Source organism: Herbaspirillum frisingense GSF30 (assembly GCF_000300975.2).
GTDB lineage: Bacteria > Pseudomonadota > Gammaproteobacteria > Burkholderiales > Burkholderiaceae_D > Herbaspirillum > Herbaspirillum frisingense.
Genome location: NZ_AEEC02000013.1, coordinates 58,118 through 75,087, shown reverse-complemented (window position 1 = coordinate 75,087; position 16,970 = coordinate 58,118). Strand labels below are relative to the sequence as shown.

Here is a 16,970-nt window from a genome sequence, read left to right as displayed (position 1 = left end):
CAGAGTTTGCCCTTGTGTTTATCCCGAGCGCAATCGATTGATTTTTCGCCAGTAAACCAAGTTATCCACAGTAAACCGGTGACGTTAACCATCACTACTAATCTTATAAACAGCTTAGATATAAAGTCTAGGTGCGCGAGCTTTCGCAGCGCCCCCCCTCTGCCAGCAGGGCAGGACCCACGCACTTTGGTTTGGCAGATAGGGGAATCACACACGGCTGAAAAAGGCCGTGATATCGCTCTCTGCCAGGCACGGGCCGTCAGAGCCGCGCCACGGACAGCGTCCAAATTCAATGCAGGGGGCAGGTCACCGCAGGCAGATCGCGCCGCCTGTGGGCAAATGGGATGCCTGGGAAGGTTTTTTATCCACAAGCCAGGGTGAAAAAAGCCAATTGCCGCCGTTCGCAGAAATCGGCGGTGGATAAATCAGTCGCCGCGCAGCGAAACCGCATCCGGCACATGCAACACCAGGTCACTGCGGGCCTCGGCGACACAGGGTAGTAGCCAGCCCTCGTCCTTTTCCTCCCGGGTCAGCCCGGGCCACTCGATCTGGTAGGCGATTTCGCCTGTGGACAGTTTGCACATGCAGGTCCGGCAGCTGCCATTGCGGCAGGAATTGGGCATGCGGATGCCGGCGGCTAGTCCCGATTGCAACAAGGAAAGATGCGGTACTTGTTCAAATTGCAAACCCGAGGGCTGCAGGACAACCCGGTAGCGTTTGGCTTCTGTCATCTCGGTCTTGTCGGTTTGGCCAGGGTTTGAAGGCGTCTGTGGATAAGTCTTTGCATATCTGCTGGGCGCTTTGGGTATATCTGGATAATTTATCCACCTCCGATTTTTTGTCCAGAATCTGTGCCTTTGATGTGCATAAGCTTACCAAGCGTTTATCAGAAAGCTAAATGCTTGATTTTTTTCGTGTAAACCGAGTTATCCACAGTTTTTGGCGACGTTAACTACTACTACTACTTATATATATCCACATCTAAATTAAAAGAGCAGAAGAGCGCACGCGGTGGACATCTTTCCAAAAACTTGGCTTTCAAACACCAAAACCAGGCAAAAAGCCCTTGGCAAAGGCATATAGCGGCACGACAGCCCTTTAGGTTCGGCAGGAAAACGGTGAGATCAATCAGTTTGTTGCCATACAGATACATCATTAGTATCGGCAACGCCGCTGTCTGGTCGATATTTCAATTCATCAGGCTTGCCAGACTTCTTGTAATAGTTGAAACACTGCCTTGATGGCATCTTCGTGTTGTCTTTTTTCTAATGAAATAAAACTCAAGTCAGTGGACAACTCGACTGCATCCGCGATGACCAGGCCATGCGCCTGTGCCTGGTTCAAGGCAATCGACTCGCGCGCCAGGGACAGCCCGACACCGGACTTGACCAGGTCCAGCATCGATGACTCCTGGTCCACCAGTGCAACCGTGTGCGGTTTTGATTGATTCTGCGCGAAGATACGGCTTAATAGGCGATGATGTGCTGATTCTGCCGGAGTCCAGATCCAGGGCAGGCGTGCCAGTTCCTTCCAGCTTTTGCCCGAGACCCGGTTCTTCCATCCCGCCGGGGCGATGACGTTGTAGGTGAAGGAGGTCAGCGTCATGGCGTGGAAGCCCTTGCCGGGATCGCCCAGGAAATAACCGACGTCCAGATGGCCGGCCCGCACTTCGTTGAGGACCGATCCCGACATGTGATGCGATAGCTGGGTCGACAGACGCGGATGATGTTCGACCAGCAACTTCAGGAAAGCACCGAGACGGATGAATTCCGGATCGAGGATGGTGCCGATGGCCAGTGTTCCGGTCAGGACATTGTCACTGGAGCGCAGTCCGCTGGCATGGCGACGCAATTCCTGGACATCGGCCAGGATGCGCTCGGCCAGCGGCAGCAAGGTATTGCCTTCCACCGTCAAGACCATGCCGGATGCACTGCGATTGAACAATTGCAGGCCCAGGCTTTCCTGCAGCCCCTTGATCTGCAGACTGACAGCGGGTTGGGTCAGATGCAGCTTTTCAGCGGCCCGGGTCAGGTTGCCTTCATGGGCAACCGAGATAAATGCGCGTAATTGCGTCAAATCCATCATCATCTCCAGCGATCACAGGTCTATCCTGGCTTGCCACACTTGTGGATAAGGCCGTGGATATCCTGGTGAATAGCTTGTGGGAATCGTGTGGGTAGTATGTGAACAATAAAGACGGATTATAAGCATCCTTTATATTGCTCTTGATAATTCCTCATTGGATGCGGGCTCGGGCGAGGACTATTCTTGCTGTTCCATGCCGACCCCGACCTGGTCGACGCATCGCAGGAAGGCGCAGGAGACGGCACCTTCACCCGACATCGACAACACCAAAGGAAAACTTATGAGCCTCCCGCACATCGACCACTTCATCAATGGCCAGCTTTCGCGTTCGGAAAGCGGTCGCAGCCAGGATGTCTTCAATCCGGCTACCGGCGCCGTCGCAGCCAAGGTGTCGCTGGCATCGGTGGCCGAAGTCAACGCTGCAGTGGCCGCTGCCAGTGCCGCCGCACCGGCCTGGGCCGAGACCGCGCCCCTGAAGCGCGCCCGTGTGCTGTTCAAGTTCAAGGAGTTGATCGAGCAGAACCACGATGCCCTGGCCCGCGCCATCACGCTGGAACATGGCAAGGTGTTCTCGGATGCGAAAGGGGAGGTGACGCGTGGCCTGGAAATCGTCGAATTCGCCACCGGTATCCCGCAATTGCTCAAGACCCAGTTCACCGACAACATCGGCGGCGGTATCGACAACTGGAACCTGCGCCAGCCGCTGGGCGTGACGGCCGGCATCACGCCATTCAACTTCCCGGTGATGGTGCCGCTGTGGATGGCGCCGATTGCGATCGCCACCGGCAACAGCTTCGTGCTCAAGCCCTCCGAGCGTGATCCTTCACCTTCGCTGATGCTGGCTGAACTGTTCAAGCGCGCCGGCCTGCCCGATGGCGTCTTCAACGTGGTGCAGGGTGACAAGGTGGCGGTGGATGCGCTGCTGGAGCATCCTGAGGTGCAGGCGGTCTCCTTCGTCGGTTCCACCCCGATTGCCGAATACATCTATCGCAAGGCCACCGAACGCGCCGGCACCTTCCCGCTGCGCGCGCAGGCCCTGGGCGGCGCCAAGAACCACCTGGTGGTCATGCCTGACGCCAACCTGGAGCAGGCTGTGGATGCGCTCATCGGCGCGGCCTATGGCTCGGCTGGCGAGCGCTGCATGGCGATCTCGGTGGCGGTGGCCGTGGGCAGCGTGGCCGACAAGCTGGTGGACGCCCTGATCCCGCGCGTGAAGGCCTTGAAGGTCAAGAACGGCATGGAAGACGATGCCGAGATGGGCCCGCTGGTGACCGCGGCCCACAAGGCCAAGGTAGAAGGCTATATCCAGAGCGGTGTGGATGCCGGCGCCAAGCTGCTGGTCGATGGCCGCGGCCTGAAGGTGCCGGGCCATGAAGAAGGTTTCTTCATCGGCGGTACGCTCTTCGACAACGTCGGCACCGACATGAAGATCTACCAGGAAGAAATCTTCGGCCCCGTGCTGTGCGTGGTGCGGGTGCCGGACTTCGCCTCGGCCGTGCAGCTGATCAACGCCCACGAATATGGCAACGGTGTGTCGCTGTTCACCGCCGATGGCAATACGGCGCACGAGTTCTCGCGCCGCATCCAGGTCGGCATGGTGGGCATCAACGTGCCCATCCCGGTGCCGATGGCCTGGCATTCCTTCGGCGGCTGGAAGCGGTCGCTCTTTGGCGATACCCATGCCTATGGCGAGGAGGGCATCCGCTTCTATACGCGCTACAAGTCCATCATGCAGCGCTGGTCGGCGACGATCGGCAAGGGGGCGGAGTTCACCATGCCGGTGGCCAAGTAAGGCCGACGAGACAATACCGACCGTTCGGACTGAGTAGCGCCGCAGGCGCGTATCGAAGATTCTCCGTAGACGCACCTTCGATACGTCGCTACGCGACTACTCAGGCTGAACGGCCGAAGCAACTCAACGGCAAGAACAAGAACATAGCGGAGACAACATGCAATCGGCAGGGCAATACGACTACATCATCATCGGCGCCGGGACAGCCGGCTGCGTCATGGCCAACCGGCTGTCCAGGAAGACCGGCAAGAAGGTGCTGCTGATCGAAGCGGGCGCCAAGGACGATTACATCTGGATCCATATTCCGGTGGGCTATCTCTACTGCATCAACAATCCGCGCACCGACTGGATGTTCCGTACCGAGGCCGATCCCGGCCTGAACGGGCGCAGCCTGATCTACCCGCGTGGCAAGGTGCTGGGCGGCTGTTCTTCCATCAACGGCATGATCTACATGCGCGGTCAGGCGCGTGACTACGAGCACTGGGCGGACGTCACCGGCGACGACAGCTGGCGCTGGAACCAGGTGCTGCCCTGGTTCCGCAAGAGCGAGGACTACCACCTGGGCGAGAGCGAATTCCACGGCGCCGGGGGCGAGTGGCGGGTGGAGAAGCAGCGCCTGCGCTGGGACATCCTGGATGCCTTCCGCGACGCCGCCGCCGAGAACGGTATCCCCAAGCTCGATGACTTCAACCGGGGCGACAACGAGGGCTGTGGCTACTTCGACGTCAACCAGAAGCGCGGCGTGCGCTGGAACGCTTCCAAGGCCTTCCTGCGGCCCGCTATGAAGGATGGCAGCCTGACCATCATGACCGGCTCGCACGTCAGGAAGCTGCGCATGGAGCAGGGCGCCAACGGACCGGTCTGCACCGGCGTCGAATTCACCGGTGGTGGCAGCGAGTGGCTGGCCGAGGCCAAGGAGACCATCCTGTGCGCCGGCGCCATCGGCTCGCCGCATATCCTGCAGATGTCGGGCATCGGTGCGCCTGCGCTGTTGCAGCAGCACCAGATCCCGGTGATCCACGCCTTGCCCGGCGTGGGCGAGAATTTGCAGGATCACCTGCAGATGCGCATGGTGTTCAAGGTCAACGGCACCAGGACCCTCAATGCCATGGCCTCGACCCTCTTCGGAAAGATGAAGATCGGACTGGAATACCTGTTGATGCAAAGTGGCCCGATGTCGATGGCGCCTTCGCAGCTGGGCGCCTTTGCCAGGTCCGATGCGCAGCAGGCCAGCGCCAATCTGCAGTACCACGTGCAGCCGCTGTCGCTGGAAAAATTCGGCGATCCGCTGCATGCCTTCCCGGCCTTCACGGCCAGCGTGTGCAACCTGCGTCCGACCTCGCGCGGTCACGTGCGCCTGGCCTCCACCGATCATGCGCTGGCGCCGCGCATCACCACCAACTATCTGTCCACCGAAGAAGACCTGAAGGTCGCCGCCGACGCCCTGCGCCTGACCCGGCGCATCGCCGCCTCTCCCGCCCTGGCACGCTATCGGCCCGAGGAGTACAAGCCTGGCGTGCAGTACCAGAGCGAAGAGGATCTGCGCCGCGCCGCCGGTGACGTGGGCACCACCATCTTCCATCCGGTCGGCACCTGCCGCATGGGGCGCAGCGACGATGCCGCCGCCGTCGTGGACGCGCATTGCCGCGTGCGCGGGGTGTCGGGACTGAGCGTGGCCGATGCCTCCGTGATGCCCTCCATCACCTCCGGCAATACCAATTCGCCGACCGTCATGATTGCCGAGAAAGTCGCTTCCAGCCTGCTTTCCCGGGCGTAAACGGGGTATTCTCAGCCGCTGGCGGATACGGTGTTTATACGTATTGTATGAATGGTACGAACCGGCTACTATGCGCCAAATATTAAAACGAGCTTCTCGATTCGCCAGGTAGAAAACGGCGGCGCCTGCATCCACAAGATGCCGGCCAACCGCAGCAGGCAGGCCTTGACGACCGGATCAACCGGCGCGGGCATCAAAGGGAAAGAAGAGACCATGACAGACGTCATTCTGGAGACACGAAACCTGACGAAGGAATTCAAGGGTTTCACGGCAGTGAGCGCGGTCAACCTGCAAATTGAGCGCGGCCATATTCATGCATTGATCGGCCCCAATGGCGCCGGCAAGACCACCTGTTTCAACCTGCTGACCAAGTTCCTGGTACCGACCTCGGGCCAGATCCTGTTCAACGGCAAAGACATCACCATGGATGCACCGGCGCAGATCGCGCGCCAGGGCATCATCCGTTCCTTCCAGATTTCGGCCGTCTTCCCGCACATGAGCGTGCTGGAGAACGTGCGCATCGGCCTGCAGCGCAAGCTCGGTACCTCCTTCCATTTCTGGAAGAACGGCGAGAGCCTGAAGCAGCTCGACGAGCGTGCCATGCAGCTGCTGGAAGAAGTGGACCTCACCGGTTTCGCCCACACCACCACGGTGGACCTGCCCTACGGCCGCAAGCGCGCGCTGGAGATCGCCACCACCCTGGCCATGGAACCGGAACTGATGTTGCTCGACGAGCCCACCCAGGGCATGGGCCACGAAGACGTGGACCGCGTCACGGCACTGATCAAGAAGGTCTCGGCCGGTCGCACCATCCTCATGGTGGAGCACAACATGAGCGTGATCTCCGGCATCTGCGACCGCATCAGCGTGCTGCAACGTGGCGCGCTGCTGGCCGAAGGCAGCTATGAAGAAGTTTCGCGCAATCCGCAGGTGATGGAAGCCTACATGGGCAGCACCTCGGTCGAACTGCAGGGAGCGCACTGATGAGCACCGCCACCATGAATGTCACCACCAGCACCTCGTCTTCCAACGCGCCGCTGGTACTGCAGATCAGTGACCTGCAATCCTGGTACGGCGAATCGCACATCCTGCACAACGTCGACCTGAACGTGCACCAGGGTGAAGTGGTCACGCTGCTGGGACGCAACGGCGCCGGCCGCACCACCACGCTGCGTTCCATCATGGGCCTGGTCGGTACCCGCAAGGGATCGATCAAGATCAACGGCCAGGAAACCATCAACCTGGCCACCCACAAGATCGCCCACCACGGCGTCGGTTACTGCCCGGAAGAACGCGGCATCTTTTCCTCGCTCTCCGCCGAGGAAAACCTGATGCTGCCGCCCTTCGTCTCCAAGACCGAGAAGGGCATGTCGATCGAAGAGATCTACGACATGTTCCCCAACCTGAAGGAACGCCGCAACAGCCAGGGCACGCGTCTGTCCGGTGGCGAACAGCAGATGCTGGCGGTGGCCCGCATCCTTCGCACCGGCGCCCGCCTGCTGCTGCTCGACGAGATTTCCGAAGGCCTGGCACCGGTCATCGTGCAGGCACTGGCGCGCATGATCACGACCCTGAAGGCCAAGGGCTACACCATCGTGATGGTCGAGCAGAACTTCCGCTTCGCCGCGCCCCTGGCCGATCGCTTCTATGTCATGGAACATGGCCAGATCGTCGAGTCCTTCGCCTCCTCGCAGCTGGAAGCGAAGATGCAGACCCTGAACGAGCTGCTGGGCGTCTGATCCCGATCCACGCTCGCGTGAGCGGCGCCACGGCTGCGCCGCCTTCCTGATTTTTCCGTAGCACCTGCATCACCAGAACAAGAAGTACTGCCAAACAAGTACGTCAGCGGGGTGAGCGATCCTTTCCCCGTTCCACCAAGTTGTCTCGCTTCACTATGACACGCGGGCTTCATAACAGAGGAGATGAATATGAAACTTAAGGCAATGGCACTGGCGATCACCGCAGCAGCGGCAGCATTCGCGACGGCATCGGCTTCGGCCCAGATTTCGGGCGACGTGATCAAGATCGGTTTCATCACCGATATTTCGGGCGTGTATTCGGACATCGACGGCCAGGGTGGCGCAGAAGCCATCAAGATGGCGATCGCCGACATGGGCGGCGCCATCAACGGCAAGAAGATCGAACTGGTCGTGGCCGACCACCAGAACAAGGCTGACGTGGCCGCCAGCAAGGCCCGTGAATGGTTCGACCAGCAGGGCGTGGACATGCTCATCGGCGGCACCAACTCCGGTACCGCCCTGGCCAGCGCCAAGGTAGCGGCCGAGAAGAAGAAGGTCTACATGCAGATCGGCGCCGGTTCGGCCCGTCTGACCAATGAAGAGTGCTCGCCCTATACCGTGCACTACGCCTACGACACCGTGGCCCTGGCCAAGGGTACCGGTTCGGCAGTGGTGAAGCAGGGCGGCAAGAGCTGGTTCTTCCTGACCGCTGACTACGCCTTCGGCCACTCCCTGGAATCCGACACGGCCAACGTCGTGAAGGCATCCGGCGGTACCGTGGTGGGTTCGGTCAAGCACCCGCTGGGCGCGTCCGACTTCTCCTCCTTCCTGCTGCAAGCACAGAGCTCCAAGGCCCAGATCATCGGCCTGGCCAACGCCGGTGGCGACTTCATCAACTCGGTGAAGGCTGCCAACGAGTTCGGCATCACCAAGACCGCCAAGCTGGCCGGTCTGCTGGTGTTCATCAACGACGTGCACTCGCTGACCCTGAAGAACACCGAAGGCCTGTACCTGACCGATAGCTGGTACTGGGATGCCAACGAAGAGACTCGTGCCTTTGCCAAGCGCTACTTCGCCGTGCGCAAGAAAATGCCGTCGTCCCTGCAAGCCGCCGACTACTCGGCCGCCCTGCAATACCTGAAGGTGGTCAAGGAAATCGGTACCGACGATTCGGACAAGGTCATGGCTGCCCTGCGCAAGGCCAAGTTCAATGACATGTACCAGAAGAACGGCTACCTGCGCGCCGACGGCCGCGTGATGCACGACATGTACCTGTACCAGGTCAAGGCCCAGTCGGAATCGAAGTATCCGTGGGACTACTACAAGCTGGTGCAGACCATTCCTGCCGAGCAGGCCTGGACTACCAAGGCTGAATCCAAGTGCGCGGCCTGGAAGTAAGCAGGACGCACCGAGCAGCGCGCAACAAGCAGTAAGGCCATCGCACAGCCCAGCAAAATCTGTCATTTCTGTTCACGCGGGGATGGCAGATTTTTGCTGTAAAGCGCCGGGCGATGGTGATTTTCACCCATCTGGATGAACGGGTTTTTATGGAACTATTCGGCATACCCCTGCAAGCCCTGTTGAGCCAGCTCCTGCTGGGACTGGTCAACGGCTCCTTCTACGCCATGCTCTCGCTGGGCCTGGCGGTGATCTTCGGCTTGCTCAACGTGATCAACTTCGCGCACGGCACCCTGTACATGCTGGGCGCTTTCCTGGCGTGGATGGGCCTGTCCTATCTCGGCCTGAACTACTGGGTCATGCTCATCGTGGCACCGATTCTGGTGGGCGCATTCGGCATCGTCATCGAGAAGACCATGCTGCGCTGGCTCTACAAGCTGGACCACCTCTACGGGCTGCTGCTGACCTTCGGTATCACGCTGATGATCGAGGGCATCTTCCGCTCCATCTATGGCGTCTCCGGCCAGCCGTATTCGGTGCCTGACCTGCTGCAGGGCGCCACCAACCTCGGCTTCATGGTGCTGCCGAACTACCGCGCCTGGGTCGTGGTGGCTTCGCTGATCGTCTGTTTCGCCACCTGGTTCGTGATCGAAAAGACCCGCCTGGGTGCCTACCTGCGCGCCGGTACCGAGAACCCCAAGCTGGTGGAAGCCTTCGGCATCAACGTGCCGCTGATGGTGACCCTGACCTACGGCTTCGGCGTGGCATTGGCTGCTTTCGCCGGCGTGCTGGCCGCACCGGTGATCCAGGTCTCGCCGCTGATGGGCTCCAACCTCATCATCACGGTGTTTGCGGTGGTGGTCATCGGGGGCATGGGCTCCATCCTCGGCTCCATCCTGACCGGGCTGATGCTCGGTCTGGTCGAGGGCCTGACCCGGGTGTTCTACCCCGAGCTGTCGGCCACCGTGGTCTTCATCATCATGGCCATCGTCCTGATGGTCCGTCCGGCCGGCCTGTTCGGCAAAGAGAAATAATCGGAGACCGGCATGAACAAGAAAATCGGAATTGCTGTTTTACTAATATTGTTGTTGGCTGCACCGTTCGGTATCTATCCGGTGTTCCTGATGAAGATGCTGTGCTTCGCGCTCTTCGCCTGCGCCTTCAACCTGCTGATCGGCTACACCGGCCTGCTGTCCTTCGGTCACGCCGCCTTCTTCGGCTGGGCCGGCTACATGTGCGGCCAGGCGCTGAAGGTATGGGGACTGCCAACCGAGCTGGGTTTGATCATTGGCACCCTGGTGGGCGCCCTGATCGGCCTGGTGATGGGTTTGCTGGCGATCCGCCGGCAAGGCATCTACTTCACCATGATCACCCTGGCACTGGCGCAGATGCTCTTCTTCGTGGCCTTGCAGATGCCGTTCACCGGTGGCGAGGATGGCTTGCAGGGCGTGCCGCGTGGCAAGCTGCTGGGCTTCCTGAGCCTGGAAAGCGACATGACCCTGTACTACGTGGTGCTGGCCATCGCGGTGGCGGGCTTTGCCCTGATCGTGCGCACCATCCATTCGCCCTTCGGGCAGGTGTTGAAGGCGATCAAGGAGAACGAGCCCCGCGCCATCTCGCTGGGCTATGACGTGGCGCGCTACAAGCTGCTGGCCTTCGTGCTGTCGGCTGGTCTGGCGGGCCTGGCCGGTGCCACCAAGACGCTGGTGCTGGGCTTCGAGACCCTGACCGACGTGCACTGGAGCATGTCCGGCCTGGTGGTGCTGATGACTCTGGTGGGCGGCCTGGGCACCATCCTTGGTCCCATCGTCGGCGCGGTCATCATCATCATGTTGGAGAACAAGCTTGGTGACATCGGCAGCTGGCTGGCCAATGCCACCAGTATCGACTGGTTCAACACGCTGGGTGACTCGGTGACCATCGTGACCGGCTTCATCTTCATCGTCTGCGTGCTGGCCTTCCGCAAGGGCATCGTCGGGGAAATCCAGGCGCTGATCGGGAAAGGGCAGGCCAAGAGCTCGCACTAGCCCATCTTCGACAGAGCGCGGGTCACCCACAGGATGATCCGCTTGCCGCCGGCAAGTCACCGATCAGGTGATTTCCCGGCGGTAATTTTTTGTCCACAGGCTTTTCGTCGTGCTGCCAGGCATAACAGATCGTTCATGTTCCGGAACAGCAATATGCTGGCCGCATCTGTTGCTGATGCCGACGGAGCCGGGGCGGTAGAATGTGGGCCGGTCGGAGGGCGCTCGGCGTCACGTGTCTGCCGTTCCCGTGCTCCCGTTCTCCGATTATCCAGATCACCAATCCGCGTCTTATCTTATGCACAGCCTTGCGTCACTGCTATCGGTCCCATCTTCCCCTTGTCCACATCACCTTATGCCGGTCCGGTCCGTTTCGTCATGGAGGTGAGGCATGCTTGATTACGTCATCCTGTGCGGCGCTGCGTTCGTTGCCGGTCTGATCGATGCGGTGGTGGGCGGGGGAGGGCTGGTGCTGGTGCCGACCTTGTTCTCGGTCTTTCCCAATACCGCACCGGCCACGCTGCTGGGTACCAACAAAGTGGCCGGCGTCATGGGTACCAGTGCTGCCGCCATCAATTTTGCGCGCAAGGTGGCAGTACGTTGGAGCACCGTGACACCGGCGGCCATGGCGGCGTTTGCCTTTTCCTTCTTCGGTGCGTACGTGGTGACGCATATCCCGACGGATCTGATCCGCAAGGCCTTGCCCTTTGTATTGATCGCGGTGGCGCTGTACACGCTGAAGAAGAAGGATTTCGGTACGACCCATGCGCCCACGTTGAGTGGGAGCAGGGAAATGATCTACGCCGCCCTGATCGGTGGTGCGGTCGGTTTCTACGACGGTGTGTTCGGCCCGGGTACGGGGAGCTTCCTGGTCTTCCTGTTCGTACGAGTGTTCAGCTATGACTTCCTGTCGGCATCGGCGGTCTCCAAGTTCGTCAACATCGCGACCAATCTCGCAGCCTTGTGCTGGTTCGGGTATAGCGGCCATGTGATCTGGCAATTGGGTCTGCTGATGGCAATATTCAATATCGGTGGCTCGCTGGTTGGCACCCGACTGGCGATGAAGCATGGCAGCGTCTTTGTGCGCAAGTTGTTCCTGATCGTGGTCGGAGCGTTGATCCTGAAGTCCGGGTACGACGCGTTTCTTCGCTAGAAAGCATGTTTGATGTTTCACGTGAAACAGCGTGAATGAAGTTGAAGACGGAGCCGATGGCTCCGTTTTTATTTGCTCGTTGAATTTCATCCAAGCACAAAGACATCCTCCCGATGTTCCACGTGAAACAGTAGCGATGCTGTTTCATTGATCAGCTATACCTATCGGAAGTCATCGCCGATAGCGTTAGACAGGGCAGGGAAGTGCGGTAAACCAACAGCCAGGGACCTGCCTGCCGACCCCTCCGGATAAAAGGTCTTATAATCTCGCCTCTGTTCTCACCTCACCACGAGGCCCGCATCATGCTATTCCCCACACAATTTGACGTCATTGTCGTTGGCGGCGGTCACGCCGGCACCGAAGCTGCACTGGCCGCAGCCCGCATGGGCCAGAAAACCCTGCTCTTGACGCACAACATCGAGACGCTGGGCCAGATGTCCTGCAATCCCTCCATTGGCGGGATCGGCAAGGGTCACCTGGTCAAGGAAGTCGATGCCATGGGTGGGGCGATGGCCATTGCCACCGACGAGGCGGGCATCCAGTTCCGCATCCTGAACTCCTCCAAAGGGCCGGCCGTGCGCGCTACCCGCGCCCAGGCTGACCGCATCCTGTACAAGGCAGCGATCCGCTCCCGTCTGGAGAACCAGCCCAACCTGTGGCTGTTCCAGCAGGCAGTGGATGACCTGATGCTGGAAGGTGACCGCGTCGTCGGCGCTGTGACCCAGGCCGGTATCCGCTTCGCGGGCCATGCAGTGGTATTGACCGCGGGTACCTTCCTGGACGGGAAAATCCACGTAGGACTGAACAATTATTCCGGCGGCCGTGCCGGTGATCCGCCAGCCGTCTCGCTTTCCGCCCGATTGAAGGAATTGAAGCTGCCGCAAGGCCGTTTGAAAACCGGCACGCCGCCGCGTATCGATGGCCGCAGCATCAACCTGGCCATCCTGGAAGAACAACCAGGCGATCTCGATCCGGTACCGGTGTTCTCCGTCATGGGCAACGCCGCCATGCATCCGCGCCAGATGCCGTGCTGGATCACCCATACCAACAGCCGTACCCACGACATCATCCGTGGCGGCCTGGATCGCAGCCCCATGTACACCGGCGTCATCGAAGGCGTGGGCCCGCGTTACTGCCCCTCCATCGAAGACAAGATCCATCGCTTCGCCAGCAAGGATTCTCACCAGATCTACCTGGAACCCGAGGGCCTGACCACCCACGAGTTCTACCCCAATGGCATCTCCACCAGCCTGCCATTCGACGTGCAGCTGGAGCTGGTGCGCTCGATGAAGGGCATGGAAAACGCCCACATCCTGCGCCCCGGCTATGCCATCGAATACGATTACTACGACCCGCGTGGCCTGAAGTCCTCGCTGGAGACCCGCCAGGTCCAGGGCCTGTTCTTCGCCGGCCAGATCAATGGCACCACCGGTTACGAAGAAGCCGCCGCCCAGGGCATGCTGGCCGGCATCAACGCCGCCTTGCAGACCCAGGGCCGCGACGCCTGGACTCCGCGCCGCGACGAAGCCTATCTGGGCGTGCTGGTCGATGACCTGGTCACCCAGGGCGTGCAGGAGCCGTATCGCATGTTCACCAGCCGCGCCGAATACCGTCTCTCGCTGCGCGAAGACAATGCCGACCTGCGCCTGACCGAAATCGGCCGCGAACTGGGTTGCGTGGGCGATGCCCAGTGGGAAGCCTTCGAACGCAAGCGCGAAGCCGTTTCACGTGAAATGGAACGCCTCAAATCCACCTGGGTGAATCCGCGCATCCTCGCCGCTGCCGAAGCCGAGCGCGTGCTGGGCAAGGCCATTGAGCGCGAATACAACCTGCTGGACCTGCTGCGCCGTCCCAACGTCAACTACGACAGCCTGATGAGCCTGACCGGTACCGAAGGCCAGCCCCTGGCCGGCCCCGGCATCGAAGACGGCCCGGTGCGCGAGCAGGTCGAGATCCAGGTCAAGTACGCCGGTTACATCGCCCGCCAGGCCAACGAGATCAGCCGCCAGGACCATAGCGAAAACCTGAAGCTGCCCGCCGATCTGGATTACATGGACGTCAAGGCACTGTCCATCGAAGTACGCCAGAAGCTCAACAAGCATCGCCCCGAGACCCTGGGCCAGGCCTCGCGCATTTCCGGCGTGACCCCGGCGGCGCTGTCGCTGTTGCTGGTGCATCTGAAGAAGGGCGGCCTGAAGCAGTTGGCCGCCAGCGACAACCAGGCGGCCTGAAGCTGCGCAAAGCTTCACATTACTGCCCGCGGCACTACCGACCCAGATCAATAACAAGGCATCACGGATGAGCAACACTGCAGACCTGTCCTCACTGACCCGCACTCTGAAAGAGGGGGCCCAGGCCCTCGGGCTCACGCTCTCGGAGGCGCAGATCGCCAGGCTGATGGCCTACCAGGCCTTGCTGGCGAAGTGGAACAAGGTCTACAACCTGACCGCCTTGCGTGACCCGGCCCAGATGGTGTCGCACCATCTGCTGGATTCGCTCTCGGCCATGACCGCCTTTGCCGGCGCGCAGCGCGTGCTGGATGTGGGCGCCGGCGGTGGCCTGCCGGGCATCGTGCTGGCGATCTGGGCCGCCGAGGCCGAGCCGCAGATGAAGATCACCCTCGTCGATACGGTCCAGAAGAAGACCGCCTTCCTCAACCAGGTCAAGGCTGAATTGCAACTGGGCAATGTGACGGTCCTGCATGCCCGCGTCGAGCAGTTGCCAGTCGAGCAACAGTACGATGTCATCACGTCGCGTGCCTTTGCGGAACTGAAGGACTTCGTCACATGGTCGAACCACCTCCTGCAACAAGGTGGCAAGTACATCGCCCTCAAGGGTGTGCTGCCGCAAGAGGAAATCGACCGGTTGCCGGCGGGGTGGAAGGTGCAGCAAGTGCAGCCCCTGCAGGTGCCGGGCCTGGATGCCGAACGGCATCTCATCTTCATGGAAAGAGCGACCTGATGAACAAACTCAAACAGGCCCTGGTGGCCACCATGGTCTCGATGGCAGCCTATGGCGTCATCGCCACCGCCAGCGCCCAGGAAGTCAAGACCGTGCCCTCCGTGGACCTGAAGCGCTATGCGGGCAAATGGTACGAAATCGCCAAGATTCCCAACAGCTTCCAGAAAAAATGCATCTCCGGCACCAGCGCCGAGTATGCTGGCCGTGACGATGGCATGATCGACGTCACCAACCGCTGCAAGACCGCCGATGGCATCGATGAAGCCAAAGGCGTGGCACGGGTGGTCCCGGGCAGCAACAACAGCAAGCTGGAAGTGCGCTTTGCGCCAGCCTGGCTGTCGTGGGTGCCGATGGTCTGGGGCGACTACTGGATCATGGACCTGGACGAGCAATACACGCTGGCCACCGTCGGCAGCCCCTCGCGCGAATACCTGTGGATTCTCTCGCGCACGCCGACCATCAGCGACGAGCAATACGAGAACGCACTCAACAACGCCACCAAGCAGGGTTTCGATACCGCGCGGGTGGTCAAGAGCAAGCCGTAATACGGCACCTGACATCAGGCCGGCGGCCCGGGCAGCAACCCGGGCCGCTCACATTCAAGGAGACCCACCATGCAGGCGATCTTTCATTCCCTCGGCATCACCGATATCTGGCAACTGATTGCCGCCACCATGGTGTTCCTGCTGCTGCCCGGCCCCGGTACCTTCTGCGTGCTGACCTGCGCGGCCAAGGGTGGCTTGCGCGGTGGCTTCATGGCGCAGGCGGGTCTCATGCTCGGTGACATCGTGCTCATGTTCCTGGCGGCGGCCGGCGTGGCCGCGCTGCTGCACGCCAACCCCTTGCTGTTCCACGGCCTGCAATACCTGGGCGCGGCCTACCTGGCCTACCTCGGCGGGCGTCTTTTGTTTGCAAGAGGCGAGGGCGGTGGTACAGTCGTACCCTTTTCCAACGCCGCAGAATTCCGGCGCGGCTTTCTGGTCACCTTGTTCAACCCGAAAGCCATCGTGTTTTACATGGCGTTCTTCCCGCTGTTCCTGGACCCCGCCACGCAACAGGGCTCGCTCACCTTCTTCACGATGGGCGCCGTGATCAGTACCTGCACCTTGTTCTACGGCAGTTTCCTGATCTTCGTCGGCAATGCCGCCGCCCGTCGCATGGCCCGCAATCGCACCATCGCCAAGCTGGCCTCGCGTGCGGCCGGGATCTTCCTGATCGGTTTCGGCATCAAGTTGACCACGCAATAACGCTCACATAAAAAAGATATGGCAAAAATATTTTGTGTCGCCAACCAGAAAGGTGGCGTAGGCAAGACCACCACCGCGGTCAACCTGGCCGCCGGTCTGGCGCAGCTGAACCAGCGCGTGCTGCTGGCCGACCTCGATCCCCAGGGCAATGCCACCATGGGTGCCGGCATCAACAAGGCCACGCTGGAAGCGTCGATCTATGAAGTGCTGCTGGGCATGTCCGATATCCGCAGCGTGCGCAAGCGTTCGGAGGCGGGCGGTTTCGACGTGCTGCCGGCCAATCGTGAGCTGGCCGGTGCCGAAGTCGAGATGGTCGAACTGGAGCAGCGCGAGGCGCGCCTGAAGATTGCCTTCGCCGAGGTGGCGGAAGACTACGACTTCATCCTCATCGACTGCCCGCCGGCACTGTCCATGCTGACCCTGAACGGCCTGTGCTCGGCGCATGGCGTGATCATCCCGATGCAGTGCGAATACTACGCACTCGAAGGCCTGTCGGACCTGGTCAACACCATCAAGAAGGTGCATGCCAAGCTGAACCCGGAGTTGAAGGTGATCGGTCTGCTGCGGGTGATGTTCGACCCGCGCATGACGCTGTCGCAACAGGTCTCGGACCAGCTGGAACAGCACTTCGGCGACAAGGTCTTCAAGACCGTCATCCCGCGCAATGTGCGACTGGCCGAAGCGCCTTCGTACGGCTTGCCGGGCGTAACCTTCGATCCTTCCTCCAAGGGTGCGCAGGCCTATATCGCGTTCGGCGCGGAAATGGTCGAGCGCATCAAGACGCTGTAATCAGG

General features: G+C 60.7%; 15 protein-coding genes. 13 read left to right on the top strand and 2 right to left on the bottom strand.

Features of this window, described 5'->3' with window-relative positions; all coding sequences use genetic code 11:
* Positions 1-425: 425 nt before the first annotated feature.
* Complete coding sequence (locus HFRIS_RS11135; protein WP_006463441.1) at positions 426-731, bottom strand: 2Fe-2S iron-sulfur cluster-binding protein; 306 nt, start codon at positions 729-731, stop codon at positions 426-428.
* Between the two features lie 466 nt (positions 732-1,197).
* Positions 1,198-2,082 carry a LysR family transcriptional regulator gene (locus tag HFRIS_RS11130; RefSeq protein ID WP_039875326.1) on the bottom strand — a complete coding sequence of 295 codons (885 nt, stop codon included), beginning with the start codon at positions 2,080-2,082 and terminating at the stop codon, positions 1,198-1,200.
* A 283-nt stretch (positions 2,083-2,365) separates the two neighbouring features.
* On the opposite strand from HFRIS_RS11130, the gene HFRIS_RS11125 reads away from it, so the two are divergent.
* The 13 genes from HFRIS_RS11125 to HFRIS_RS11065 all read left to right on the top strand — a co-directional run bounded on the left by HFRIS_RS11125 (position 2,366) and on the right by HFRIS_RS11065 (position 16,965).
* Positions 2,366-3,877 carry a CoA-acylating methylmalonate-semialdehyde dehydrogenase gene (locus HFRIS_RS11125; protein WP_006463439.1) on the top strand — a complete coding sequence of 504 codons (1,512 nt, stop codon included), beginning with the start codon at positions 2,366-2,368 and terminating at the stop codon, positions 3,875-3,877.
* 157 nt (positions 3,878-4,034) lie between these two features.
* Positions 4,035-5,654, top strand: a complete 1,620-nt coding sequence (locus HFRIS_RS11120) for a GMC family oxidoreductase (protein WP_006463438.1) — start codon at positions 4,035-4,037, stop codon at positions 5,652-5,654.
* A 213-nt stretch (positions 5,655-5,867) separates the two neighbouring features.
* Entirely contained in the window at positions 5,868-6,638 is a 771-nt protein-coding gene (locus HFRIS_RS11115; RefSeq protein WP_006463437.1) for an ABC transporter ATP-binding protein, read from the top strand.
* Complete coding sequence (locus HFRIS_RS11110; RefSeq protein ID WP_006463436.1) at positions 6,638-7,393, top strand: ABC transporter ATP-binding protein; 756 nt, start codon at positions 6,638-6,640, stop codon at positions 7,391-7,393. The genes HFRIS_RS11115 and HFRIS_RS11110 overlap by 1 nt, the downstream gene beginning before the upstream one ends.
* A gap of 189 nt (positions 7,394-7,582) precedes the next feature.
* Positions 7,583-8,791: an ABC transporter substrate-binding protein gene (locus HFRIS_RS11105; RefSeq protein ID WP_006463435.1), complete on the top strand. Its 1,209-nt coding sequence runs from the start codon at positions 7,583-7,585 to the stop codon at positions 8,789-8,791.
* Positions 8,792-8,940: 149 nt separating this feature from the next.
* Positions 8,941-9,825 carry a branched-chain amino acid ABC transporter permease gene (locus HFRIS_RS11100; protein WP_006463434.1) on the top strand — a complete coding sequence of 295 codons (885 nt, stop codon included), beginning with the start codon at positions 8,941-8,943 and terminating at the stop codon, positions 9,823-9,825.
* Between the two features lie 12 nt (positions 9,826-9,837).
* Positions 9,838-10,818 carry a branched-chain amino acid ABC transporter permease gene (locus tag HFRIS_RS11095; RefSeq protein WP_039875323.1) on the top strand — a complete coding sequence of 327 codons (981 nt, stop codon included), beginning with the start codon at positions 9,838-9,840 and terminating at the stop codon, positions 10,816-10,818.
* A gap of 388 nt (positions 10,819-11,206) precedes the next feature.
* A complete protein-coding gene (locus HFRIS_RS11090; RefSeq protein WP_006463432.1) occupies positions 11,207-11,968 on the top strand; it encodes a sulfite exporter TauE/SafE family protein in 762 nt (253 codons plus the stop codon).
* Positions 11,969-12,270: 302 nt separating this feature from the next.
* A complete protein-coding gene (mnmG, locus tag HFRIS_RS11085) occupies positions 12,271-14,199 on the top strand; it encodes a tRNA uridine-5-carboxymethylaminomethyl(34) synthesis enzyme MnmG (protein WP_006463431.1) in 1,929 nt (642 codons plus the stop codon).
* Between the two features lie 67 nt (positions 14,200-14,266).
* Positions 14,267-14,929: a 16S rRNA (guanine(527)-N(7))-methyltransferase RsmG gene (gene rsmG, locus HFRIS_RS11080; RefSeq protein WP_006463430.1), complete on the top strand. Its 663-nt coding sequence runs from the start codon at positions 14,267-14,269 to the stop codon at positions 14,927-14,929.
* Positions 14,929-15,474 carry a lipocalin family protein gene (locus tag HFRIS_RS11075; protein WP_006463429.1) on the top strand — a complete coding sequence of 182 codons (546 nt, stop codon included), beginning with the start codon at positions 14,929-14,931 and terminating at the stop codon, positions 15,472-15,474. The genes rsmG and HFRIS_RS11075 overlap by 1 nt, the downstream gene beginning before the upstream one ends.
* Before the next feature lie 69 nt (positions 15,475-15,543).
* Complete coding sequence (gene leuE / locus HFRIS_RS11070) at positions 15,544-16,176, top strand: leucine efflux protein LeuE (RefSeq protein WP_006463428.1); 633 nt, start codon at positions 15,544-15,546, stop codon at positions 16,174-16,176.
* 18 nt (positions 16,177-16,194) lie between these two features.
* Positions 16,195-16,965: a ParA family protein gene (locus tag HFRIS_RS11065; protein ID WP_006463427.1), complete on the top strand. Its 771-nt coding sequence runs from the start codon at positions 16,195-16,197 to the stop codon at positions 16,963-16,965.
* Positions 16,966-16,970 lie beyond the last annotated feature (5 nt).

Excerpts from the sequence above, each read along its gene's own strand:
- HFRIS_RS11135 (WP_006463441.1), bottom strand. The coding sequence starts at position 731 with ATGACAGAAGCCAAACGCTACCGGGTTGTCCTGCAGCCCTCGGGTTTG.
- HFRIS_RS11130 (WP_039875326.1), bottom strand. The coding sequence starts at position 2,082 with ATGGATTTGACGCAATTACGCGCATTTATCTCGGTTGCCCATGAAGGC.
- HFRIS_RS11125 (WP_006463439.1), top strand. The coding sequence starts at position 2,366 with ATGAGCCTCCCGCACATCGACCACTTCATCAATGGCCAGCTTTCGCGT.
- HFRIS_RS11120 (WP_006463438.1), top strand. The coding sequence starts at position 4,035 with ATGCAATCGGCAGGGCAATACGACTACATCATCATCGGCGCCGGGACA.
- HFRIS_RS11115 (WP_006463437.1), top strand. The coding sequence starts at position 5,868 with ATGACAGACGTCATTCTGGAGACACGAAACCTGACGAAGGAATTCAAG.
- HFRIS_RS11110 (WP_006463436.1), top strand. The coding sequence starts at position 6,638 with ATGAGCACCGCCACCATGAATGTCACCACCAGCACCTCGTCTTCCAAC.
- HFRIS_RS11105 (WP_006463435.1), top strand. The coding sequence starts at position 7,583 with ATGAAACTTAAGGCAATGGCACTGGCGATCACCGCAGCAGCGGCAGCA.
- HFRIS_RS11100 (WP_006463434.1), top strand. The coding sequence starts at position 8,941 with ATGGAACTATTCGGCATACCCCTGCAAGCCCTGTTGAGCCAGCTCCTG.
- HFRIS_RS11095 (WP_039875323.1), top strand. The coding sequence starts at position 9,838 with ATGAACAAGAAAATCGGAATTGCTGTTTTACTAATATTGTTGTTGGCT.
- HFRIS_RS11090 (WP_006463432.1), top strand. The coding sequence starts at position 11,207 with ATGCTTGATTACGTCATCCTGTGCGGCGCTGCGTTCGTTGCCGGTCTG.
- mnmG (WP_006463431.1), top strand. The coding sequence starts at position 12,271 with ATGCTATTCCCCACACAATTTGACGTCATTGTCGTTGGCGGCGGTCAC.
- rsmG (WP_006463430.1), top strand. The coding sequence starts at position 14,267 with ATGAGCAACACTGCAGACCTGTCCTCACTGACCCGCACTCTGAAAGAG.
- HFRIS_RS11075 (WP_006463429.1), top strand. The coding sequence starts at position 14,929 with ATGAACAAACTCAAACAGGCCCTGGTGGCCACCATGGTCTCGATGGCA.
- leuE (WP_006463428.1), top strand. The coding sequence starts at position 15,544 with ATGCAGGCGATCTTTCATTCCCTCGGCATCACCGATATCTGGCAACTG.
- HFRIS_RS11065 (WP_006463427.1), top strand. The coding sequence starts at position 16,195 with ATGGCAAAAATATTTTGTGTCGCCAACCAGAAAGGTGGCGTAGGCAAG.